Annotated in this window: 9 protein-coding genes and 1 pseudogene; 2 read left to right on the top strand and 8 right to left on the bottom strand. The window is 67.8% G+C overall.

The window, feature by feature from the left end:
- Together WA944_RS13010 and purS are read right to left on the bottom strand one after the other, a co-directional pair.
- A pseudogene (locus WA944_RS13010) lies at positions 1-134 on the bottom strand (phosphoribosylformylglycinamidine synthase subunit PurQ); the annotation flags it as partial.
- Entirely contained in the window at positions 131-376 is a 246-nt protein-coding gene (gene purS, locus WA944_RS13015) for a phosphoribosylformylglycinamidine synthase subunit PurS (RefSeq protein ID WP_526370619.1), read from the bottom strand. The gene purS and the pseudogene WA944_RS13010, both read right to left, overlap by 4 nt.
- A 91-nt stretch (positions 377-467) precedes the next feature.
- Here purS and WA944_RS13020 point away from each other — a divergent pair, with 91 nt between their 5' ends.
- Complete coding sequence (locus WA944_RS13020; RefSeq protein ID WP_526370621.1) at positions 468-1121, top strand: MBL fold metallo-hydrolase; 654 nt, start codon at positions 468-470, stop codon at positions 1119-1121.
- 2 nt (positions 1122-1123) lie between these two features.
- Here WA944_RS13020 and WA944_RS13025 read toward each other — a convergent pair whose 3' ends face one another.
- The 4 genes from WA944_RS13025 to WA944_RS13040 all read right to left on the bottom strand — a co-directional run bounded on the left by WA944_RS13025 (position 1124) and on the right by WA944_RS13040 (position 4626).
- Entirely contained in the window at positions 1124-2755 is a 1632-nt protein-coding gene (locus WA944_RS13025; RefSeq protein ID WP_526647011.1) for an FAD-binding dehydrogenase, read from the bottom strand.
- A 25-nt stretch (positions 2756-2780) separates the two neighbouring features.
- The gene (locus WA944_RS13030) at positions 2781-3485 is read right to left on the bottom strand and encodes a DUF2334 domain-containing protein (RefSeq protein ID WP_526607991.1); all 705 of its coding nucleotides are present in this window, start codon (positions 3483-3485) and stop codon (positions 2781-2783) included.
- A gap of 67 nt (positions 3486-3552) precedes the next feature.
- Positions 3553-4050: a glutathione peroxidase gene (locus WA944_RS13035; RefSeq protein ID WP_526372228.1), complete on the bottom strand. Its 498-nt coding sequence runs from the start codon at positions 4048-4050 to the stop codon at positions 3553-3555.
- A 21-nt stretch (positions 4051-4071) separates the two neighbouring features.
- Positions 4072-4626: a TetR/AcrR family transcriptional regulator gene (locus tag WA944_RS13040; protein ID WP_526372230.1), complete on the bottom strand. Its 555-nt coding sequence runs from the start codon at positions 4624-4626 to the stop codon at positions 4072-4074.
- 183 nt (positions 4627-4809) lie between these two features.
- On the opposite strand from WA944_RS13040, the gene WA944_RS13045 reads away from it, so the two are divergent.
- Complete coding sequence (locus WA944_RS13045; RefSeq protein ID WP_526372232.1) at positions 4810-5172, top strand: hypothetical protein; 363 nt, start codon at positions 4810-4812, stop codon at positions 5170-5172.
- Between the two features lies 1 nt (position 5173).
- Here the strand turns inward: WA944_RS13045 and WA944_RS13050 are convergent, their stop codons facing one another.
- A complete protein-coding gene (locus WA944_RS13050) occupies positions 5174-7300 on the bottom strand; it encodes a S9 family peptidase (RefSeq protein WP_526372234.1) in 2127 nt (708 codons plus the stop codon).
- Positions 7297-8190 carry a phosphoribosylaminoimidazolesuccinocarboxamide synthase gene (locus WA944_RS13055; RefSeq protein WP_526372236.1) on the bottom strand — a complete coding sequence of 298 codons (894 nt, stop codon included), beginning with the start codon at positions 8188-8190 and terminating at the stop codon, positions 7297-7299. The genes WA944_RS13050 and WA944_RS13055 overlap by 4 nt, the downstream gene beginning before the upstream one ends.
- Positions 8191-8270: the final 80 nt, after the last annotated feature.

Here is an 8270-nt window from a genome sequence, read left to right on the forward strand (position 1 = left end):
GCGTCAACCCCCTTGAGGTCGGCGTCGGCGTGCCAGAGACTCACCGCTTCGGCGCCGGCCAACCGCACCGCCCGCGATGCGTCGATGTCGTCGAGGGTGCCCGGAAAGGTGATGACCCCCACTCGAGCGCTCATCCGCGTGCCTCTTCCCAGCTGACTGTCCAGTCTTCGATCACGGTGTTGGCCAGCAGCGATTCGGCGATCTCGGTCAACTTCTGGTCGTCGATACCGTCGTCGACCTCGAGTTCGAATCGCTTACCTTGCCGCACATCTGAGATCCCGTCGAAGCCCAGGCGGCCGAGGGCGCCGACAATGGCCTGCCCCTGGGGATCGAGGATCTCGCTCTTCGGCATGACGTGTACCACCACTTTTGCCACGGCGATCACTCTACCTGCGGCGAAGACGGCACCGCGTCACCGCGAGCGTCAATCGCTGTCACGCATGTCCCGGGCACGCCACAATGGAGGGATGCAGCTCACCCATTTCGGCCATTCCTGCCTGCAAGCACACTTCGAGGACGGCTCGGGCGCAGAGACCACGGTGCTGTTCGATCCGGGCACCTTCTCCCACGGCTTCGAGGGCATCACGGGCCTGTCGGCGATCCTGATCACCCACCAGCACCCCGATCACGCCGATACGGAGCGTCTGCCCGCGCTCATCGACGCCAATCCGCAGGCTGCCCTGTACGCCGACCCGCAGACCGCCGCCCAACTGGGTGGGCCGTGGCAACCGGTCCAGGTCGGCGACGAACTGTCCATCGGGCACCTCACGGTGCGCGGCGTCGGTGGCACGCACGCGGTGATCCACCCGGAAATCCCTGTGATCGACAACATCTCGTACCTCGTCGGTGACGGTGAGCACCCCGCGCGGCTGATGCATCCCGGCGACGCGCTGTTCGTCCCCGGTGAGCCTGTCGACGTACTGGCCACACCGGCCGCGGCACCGTGGATGAAGATCTCCGAGGCGGTGGACTACCTGCGTGCGGTCGCGCCGACGCACGCCGTGCCGATCCACCAGGGGATCGTCGACCCCGCCGCCCGGCCGATCTACTACGGCCGACTGTCGGAGATGACCGACACCGACTTCCAGGTCCTCGAACCCGAGAGCGGCACCCAGTTCTAGGTTCAGCCCACGTCGCGCGCGGCGGCGCGACCGGCCGCCCGGCCGGAGAACACGCAGCCGCCGAGGAACGTCCCCTCGAGAGACCGGTAGCCGTGCAACCCACCGCCGCCGAACCCGGCGGCCTCGCCGGCGGCGTACAGGCCGGGAAGCACCGCACCGTCACTGCGCAGGACGCAGGAATCGAGATCGGTTTCCAACCCGCCCAACGATTTACGCGTCAGGATGTGCAGCTTCACAGCGATCAGCGGTCCGGCTTTCGGATCCGTCAGCCGGTGCGGGGCCACCACCCGGCTGACCCGGTCCGCCAGGTAGCCGCGGGCGGCCCGGATCGCCATGACCTGGCTGTCCTTGGTGAACCGGTTGGCCACCTCCCGATCGCGCGCGGTGACCTCCTCCTCGACCACGGCGAAGTCCAGTGGCTCGACGTCGGGTACCGCGTTCATCGCCGCGACCAGGTCCCGCAGCGTATGCGCGGTGACGAAGTCGACGCCCTTGTCGACGAACGCGTGGACCGGGGCGGGACCGTTGCGGGCGCGCTCCAGCACGCCCCGCACACTCCGCCCGGTCAGATCGGGGTTCTGCTCCTGGCCCGACAGCCCGAACTCCTTGTCGATGATCCGGGAGTTCAGCACGAACCACGTGTAGTCGTGGCCGGTCTTGGCGATGTACTCCAACGTGCCCAGGGTGTCGAATCCGGGGTACAGCGGCGCTGGCAGGCGCCTGCCGGTGGCATCCAGCCACAGCGACGACGGTCCGGGCAGGATCCGGATGCCGTGCATCGGCCAGATCGGGTCGTAGTTGGTGATGCCCTCGGTGTAGTGCCACATCCGGTCGCTGTTGATCAGGTTCCCGCCTGCAGCCGCGGAGATCTCCAGCATCCGGCCGTCGACATGGGCCGGAACCCCGCTGAGTAGCTGTTCGGGAACCCGTCCCATGCGCGCCGGCCAGTTCTTGCGGACCAGGTCGTGGTTGCCGCCGATGCCGCCGCTCGCGACGACGACAGCCTGTGCCCGGAACTCGAAATCACCCACGACTTCGCGCGACGACGCGACTCCCCGCGCTGCGCTGGTGGGTTCGAGCACCGCGCCGCGGACCCCGACCACCGATCCGCCCTCGACGACGAGTTCGTCGACGCGGTGCCGGTGGGCGAACCGCACCCCGGCCAGCCGGCGCGCGAAGATGTCGACCAGGCCCGGCCCCGTCCCCCAGGTGATGTGGAAGCGCGGTACCGAGTTGCCGTGCCCGCGGGCGTCGTAGCCGCCCCGTTCGGCCCACCCGACCAGGGCGAAGGTCTGCAGGCCGCGGTCGCGCAGCCAGCTGCGCTTCTCCCCTGCCGCGAAGTCCACGTAGGCGTGCGCCCACTGCCGGGGCCAGTGATCCTCGGGCCGGTCGAACCCGGCGGTGCCGAGCCAATCCTGCAACGCCAACTCGTGGCTGTCACGGATTCCGAGGCGGCGCTGTTCGGGACTGTCGACGAAGAACAGACCGCCGAAGGACCAGAACGCCTGACCACCGACGTTGGCCTCGTTCTCCTGGTCGACGATCAGGACGCGACGGCCGCGTTCGACCAGTTCACATGCGGCCACCAGGCCGGCCAGCCCGGCACCCACGACGATGACATCAGCGTCAGCCATTGGCCCAATCTACGGCCCGCAGCCCCTACGCGGCGTCGGACAGCGCGGGTCGAGTGCGCCATTCGTAGACGGTGGGGACGCAGGAGTGCATCAGCGCCAGGTCGACCGCGTCGAGCATGGCCTGCCGGGGGCCCGGTCGGCGCAGGTGGCGCGCCGCGACGGCGACCCGCACGACACCTGCCCGCCGCGCGGTGCGCTCGGCGGACAGCACCAGGGTGCGGCACCACCACGGCTCGGTCAGGAAACCCTCCCCGATCCCGAGCACCCGGGAGCGCACGGTCTGGCCGCGGACCAGGTCGGTGATGCAGACCATACCGGCGAGCAGTCGAAACCCGTTGCGAGGCAGTACTTTCACCGCGCCCGGGGAGACGTTCCACCTCGGCGCCGCGAACAGCCGGGTGCGGAGGCCGAGGTGTTCGAGGGTCCGGTCGGCGGCCATCAGCCGCAGGTTCGCCTCGTGGGCGGGCAGGGTCGCGAACTCACCCTTGCGCGCTTTGGTGGCGGCCTCGTCGAACCCGTGCAGCACGATGGCGTCGCCGTCGGCGCGCCGGTCGGCCAGCCACTCGACGGTGCCCGGGTCGTGGTCGAGCCGGTATCCGCCCTTGAGACGCGGCGCCACCAGGAAGGACGCAGGCACGCCCCGGTCGTCGAGTTGAGCACGAAATGATGCGACGTCGGCGAGGGTGCGCTCGCTGACACCGGAGATCGAGACGATCAGTTGTCCTGCCACGTCCGCAGTGTCGCAACACCAGGTGTCCGGATGGTTGCGAACACCCCGACCGCAGGTGTCGTTTCGGCTAGCGCGGCAAGACTGCCTCGATCGCCGAGATCACCTCGGGAGCGTCGGGCTCGGTACGGGGACGGAACCGCCTGACCTCGGTGGCGCCGGGAGCCAGCAGGAACTTCTCAAAATTCCACTGCACGTCGCCGGCCTCGCCCTGCTCGTCGGCGACCTTGGTCAGCTCGGCATAGAGCGGGTGCCTGCCCGGGCCGTTGACCTCGGTCTTGGCCAGCAGCGGAAACGTCACCCCGTAGGTCGTCGAGCAGAACGTCTGGATCTCCTCGGCGGTGCCGGGCTCCTGGCCCATGAATTGGTTGCACGGCACACCGATCACCGTCAGTCCACGGCCGCCGTAGTTCTCGGCGAGCTGTTCGAGCGCGCTGTACTGCGGTGTCAGACCGCATTTGGAGGCGACGTTCACCACCAGCGCGGCACCGTCGGCCAACTCCGCCAACGTCGTGGAGCGGCCGTCGAGGGTGGTGAGCGCGATGTCGGTCAAGGGCGTTTCGGTCATGCACCCGACGCTACCCGCGGCTCATTTCGTGAACAGCATCCGGGCCACCCGCTGCACGGTGGCAATCGGGTCCTCCCGGGTCTCGATCGCCTCGTTGAGCCAGAGCATCACGAACCCGTGCACCAGCGACCATGCGGCGAGCGCGGCCGCCCGCGGATCCTCTTGGGCGCGTGGATCATCCAGTGTGCCGACGCCGGCGGCGAGCTCCGCTCCCGCGGCATCCCGGGCCGCGATCAGCTCGGGGTTGTCGGGGTCCACCAGCGAACGGTCGAACATCACCTCGTAGTGGCCGGGGTGGTCCACGGCGAACCGCACGTAGGCCAGGGCGGCGTCGTCGAACCGAGGTCGGGCCTCGGCGAGCGCGACCGCCAGCTTGCGCCACCCCTGCGCCGCGAGCGCGGTGAACAGCCCACGCCGGTCGACGAAGTGGTGTGCCGGCGCAGCGTGCGAGACCCCCGCCGCACGTGCTAGCTCCCGCAGCGAGACGCCATCGGCTCCGCGCTCGGCCACCAGTTCTGCAGCCTGCCCGAGGATGGCGGCCTTGAGGTCGCCGTGGTGATAGGTGTCCCTGCTCATGGGGGCCATCGTACGGCAATCTTGACACTGACTAGTTAGCGGACGTACCCTCGGAACTTGTCATTGTCTAGATACGGACCACTCCGTCGACACTCCGACCCGAAGAGGTTTCCCACGCCGACCCTTCCCTGGACCACTCCCACCGGCGACGACTCCCACCAGCGCACACCTGGAATGTTGGCGATGGCTTCCCGCTTCGAGTTGAAGAGGTGGCGAGATGTGCCCAGCTTCTTCCTGGCGGCATTGCGGATTCGCGATCAGATGCTGCAGTCGCCCGGCGTCATCGGAGTGTCTCTGGTCGCCCGGCCGTTGCGAAGGACCTTCTTCACATTGTCGGCCTGGCGTGACCGTCCGGCACTGGATGTGGCGGTGGCCGGGCAACCGCACGCTGCGACGATGGCCAGGTACCGGACGCGGATGGCCGACTCCGTCTTCACCTTCTGGGAGTCCTCCGATGATTCGCCCCCGGACTGGACGGACGCCGTTGAACGACTCGACGAGACAACCAGGATCCGGGCGGCGGGTGGCGACGGCCGGACCGGCTAGGCTAGGTGCTGGAACCGTCGGCGCCCAGACCAGCCCTGTCCAGCAGCCACGCGTACTGGAACGCGGCTTCCTTCCACCGCTCGTAGCGCCCGCTGATGCCGCCGTGTCCGGCGTTCATCTCGGTCTTGAGCAACACCTTGGCGGCGTCGTTGTCCGGGTCGAGCTGGACGTGGCGCAGCGCCGCAACCCATTTCGCCGGCTCCACGTAGTACACCCGGGTGTCGTTGAGCGACGTCATCGCCAGGATCGCCGGGTAGTTCCTGGGTTCGACGTTCTCATACGGCGAGTAGGACTTCATGTACTCGTACACGTCGGGGTCTTCCAGCGGGTTTCCCCACTCGTCCCACTCGGTGACGGTCAGCGGCAGCGACGGGTCCAGGATCGTCGTGAGCGGGTCGACGAAGGGCACCGCGGCCAGGATCCCGGCGAAGAGATCGGGGGCCAGGTTGGCCACCGCCCCCATCAGCAGGCCGCCCGCGCTGCCACCGTAGGCGACGAGATTCTCCGGCCTGGTCACGTCGGTACCGACGAGATGGCTTGCCACCGTGATGAAGTCGGTGAACGTATTACGCTTCTCCAGCAACTTGCCGTGCTCGTACCACGGTCTGCCGAGCTCACCGCCACCGCGCACGTGAGCGATCGCGAACACCATCCCCCGATCGAGCAGCGACAGTCGCGCGATGGAGAACCTCGGGTCCTCGCACGACTCGTAGGCGCCATAGCCGTACAGCAGTACCGGCGCCGGATACTGCAGCCCGGCCCGGTGGATGATCGAGATCGGTACCCGCGCGCCATCGTGCGCGACCGCCCAGTCCCGCCGCTCGACGTAGTCTTCGGGGCGGTAGTCACCCAGGACGGGCTGCTCCCGCAGCAGGGTCCGTTCACCGGTGGCCAGGTCGAGGTCGTAGATCCGTACCGGCGTGACGAACGACGTCGCACCGATGCGGAGTTTGGGCGCGATCCAGTTCGGGTTTGCGGACAGCCCTGCCGACATCAGTTCGGAGTCGAAAGTGATGTCCTGGGCCTGGCCGTACCCTTCTTCCTCGATGGGCCACAGCTGGATTCGCGGCAGTGCGTCCTTGCGGTAGCTGACCACCAGGTGTCCGCCGAAGGCGTCGACGGAGTCCAATCGGACATCCTGGCGATGCTCGATCAGGGTCCGGCTCTGTGTGGGATCGCTGACCGGAGCCTCGACGAGGGTGAAGTTCTCCGCTCCGTCGTTGTGCAGGATGAGGAATCGGTCCTTTCCGCCGACGACGACGTGGTCGACCGAGTACTCGACGTTCTCCCGCCGCGGCCATACCGAGGTGAACTCGGCCTGCGGGTCGGCAGCGTCGCCGTATCGCAGTTCGGAGGTCACCGCGCTGCCCGCGGCGATGATCACGTACTTGTTGCTGCGGGTGCGTCCCACCGCCACCCAGAACCGTTCGTCGGCCTCGTGGTACACCCGTTCGGCCGGCAGACCGGCCCCCAACCGGTGGCGCCACACGGTGTCCGGGCGCCACGCGTCGTCCACGGTGACGTAATAGACGGTGTGGTTGTCCGCCGCCCAGGTGGCGCCCGCGCCGATCCCGGAGATCTCGTCCTCGTAACGCCTTCCGGTCCGTAAGTCCTTGAAGCGCAACGTGTACCGCTCGTCACCCTTGACGTCGACGGAATACGCCAGGATGTTCCCGTCGACGCTGACGGTGGCTGCGCCCAGGGAGAAGAAGTCGTGCCCCTCGGCCTCGACGTTCTCGTCGAGCAGCACCTGTTCACCGGGAATCTCGGTGTGCTCGTCGAACTGCGGCGGTGTCCAGTCGTCGGGATCGACGACCGGGCAACGGCACTGCACCCCGTATTGCTTTCCCTGGAAGCTGCGTCCGTAGTACCACCAGTCACCGCGGCGGGTGGGCACCGAGAGGTCGGTTTCCTTGGTCCTGGACTTGATCTCGTCGAAGATCTTCTGCCGCAGCGGCTCGAGTGGCTCGGTGACGCTGTCGGTGTAGGCGTTCTCGGCCTCGAGGTGGTCGATCACCTCCTGGCTGGACTTGTCCCGCAGCCACTCGTACGGGTCGATGAACACGTCCCCGTGATGTTCCCGGCGGTGCGCTGCCCGCCTGGCGACCGGGGCCTGACCCGCGCTCACGCCGACACGCCGATCCAGTCGTCGAACCGCAGACCCGAGATTCGTTCGTAGGCTTCGATGTAGCGGGCCCTGGTGGCCTCGACGATGTCCACGGGCAGCGGCGGCGGCGGATTGTCGGACGCCCGGTCCCACCCGGACTCGGGGCTGGTCAGCCAGTTTCGGACGAACTGTTTGTCGAAGCTGTTCTGCGTTCGGCCTTCGACATAATCCTCGGCACGCCAGTAGCGCGACGAGTCGGGGGTGAACACCTCGTCGGCCAACTTCAGCTCGCCGCCGGCATCGACGCCGAACTCGAATTTCGTGTCGGCGACGATGATGCCGTGGCTCAGGGCGTGCTCCGCGCCCTGGGTGTAGCTCTGCAGGGTGCGCTCGCGCAGCTCGTCGGCGCGCGCGGCACCGACGAGTTCGACGACGCGGTCGAAGGTGATGTTCTCGTCGTGGTGTCCGAGTTCGGCCTTGCTGGCGGGGGTGAACAACGGCTCGGCGAACTTGCTCGCCTCCACCAGCCCGGCCGGCAGTGGGATTCCGCACACCGCGCCGCTCTGCTGGTAGTCGATCAGTCCCGATCCGGTCAGGTAGCCGCGGGCCACCGCTTCCACCGGAAGCATCTCGAGTTGCTCGACCACCAGCGCCCGGCCCAGCACCTCCTCGGGGATGCGCTTGTCGTCGGGGGGCCCGGCGAGGTGGTTGGGCGAATCCAGATGGTCGAAGAAGAACACGCTCATGGCTGTCAGGACGCGGCCCTTGTCGGGTATCTCCGAGTCCAGGATGTGGTCGTAGGCCGAGATCCGGTCCGAGGCGACGAACAGCAGGTGTTGGTCGTCGACCCGGTACAGCTCACGAACCTTGCCGCTGGCCAGGTGCTGGTAGTCGGACAGAGCGGGGCGCATTCGGCCAGCCTAACGGCCCCGGTGTGTTGTGATCGAACCCATGAAATCGCGGTGGGTCCCCTACGCCACAACGCCCGGTC

It is taken from the genome of Mycobacterium sp. (assembly GCF_049683355.1).
Classification (GTDB): domain Bacteria; phylum Actinomycetota; class Actinomycetes; order Mycobacteriales; family Mycobacteriaceae; genus Mycobacterium.

Excerpts from the sequence above, each read along its gene's own strand:
- WA944_RS13020 (WP_526370621.1), top strand. The coding sequence starts at position 468 with ATGCAGCTCACCCATTTCGGCCATTCCTGCCTGCAAGCACACTTCGAG.
- WA944_RS13025 (WP_526647011.1), bottom strand. The coding sequence starts at position 2,755 with ATGGCTGACGCTGATGTCATCGTCGTGGGTGCCGGGCTGGCCGGCCTG.
- WA944_RS13035 (WP_526372228.1), bottom strand. The coding sequence starts at position 4,050 with ATGACCGAAACGCCCTTGACCGACATCGCGCTCACCACCCTCGACGGC.
- WA944_RS13040 (WP_526372230.1), bottom strand. The coding sequence starts at position 4,626 with ATGAGCAGGGACACCTATCACCACGGCGACCTCAAGGCCGCCATCCTC.
- WA944_RS13045 (WP_526372232.1), top strand. The coding sequence starts at position 4,810 with ATGGCTTCCCGCTTCGAGTTGAAGAGGTGGCGAGATGTGCCCAGCTTC.
- WA944_RS13055 (WP_526372236.1), bottom strand. The coding sequence starts at position 8,190 with ATGCGCCCCGCTCTGTCCGACTACCAGCACCTGGCCAGCGGCAAGGTT.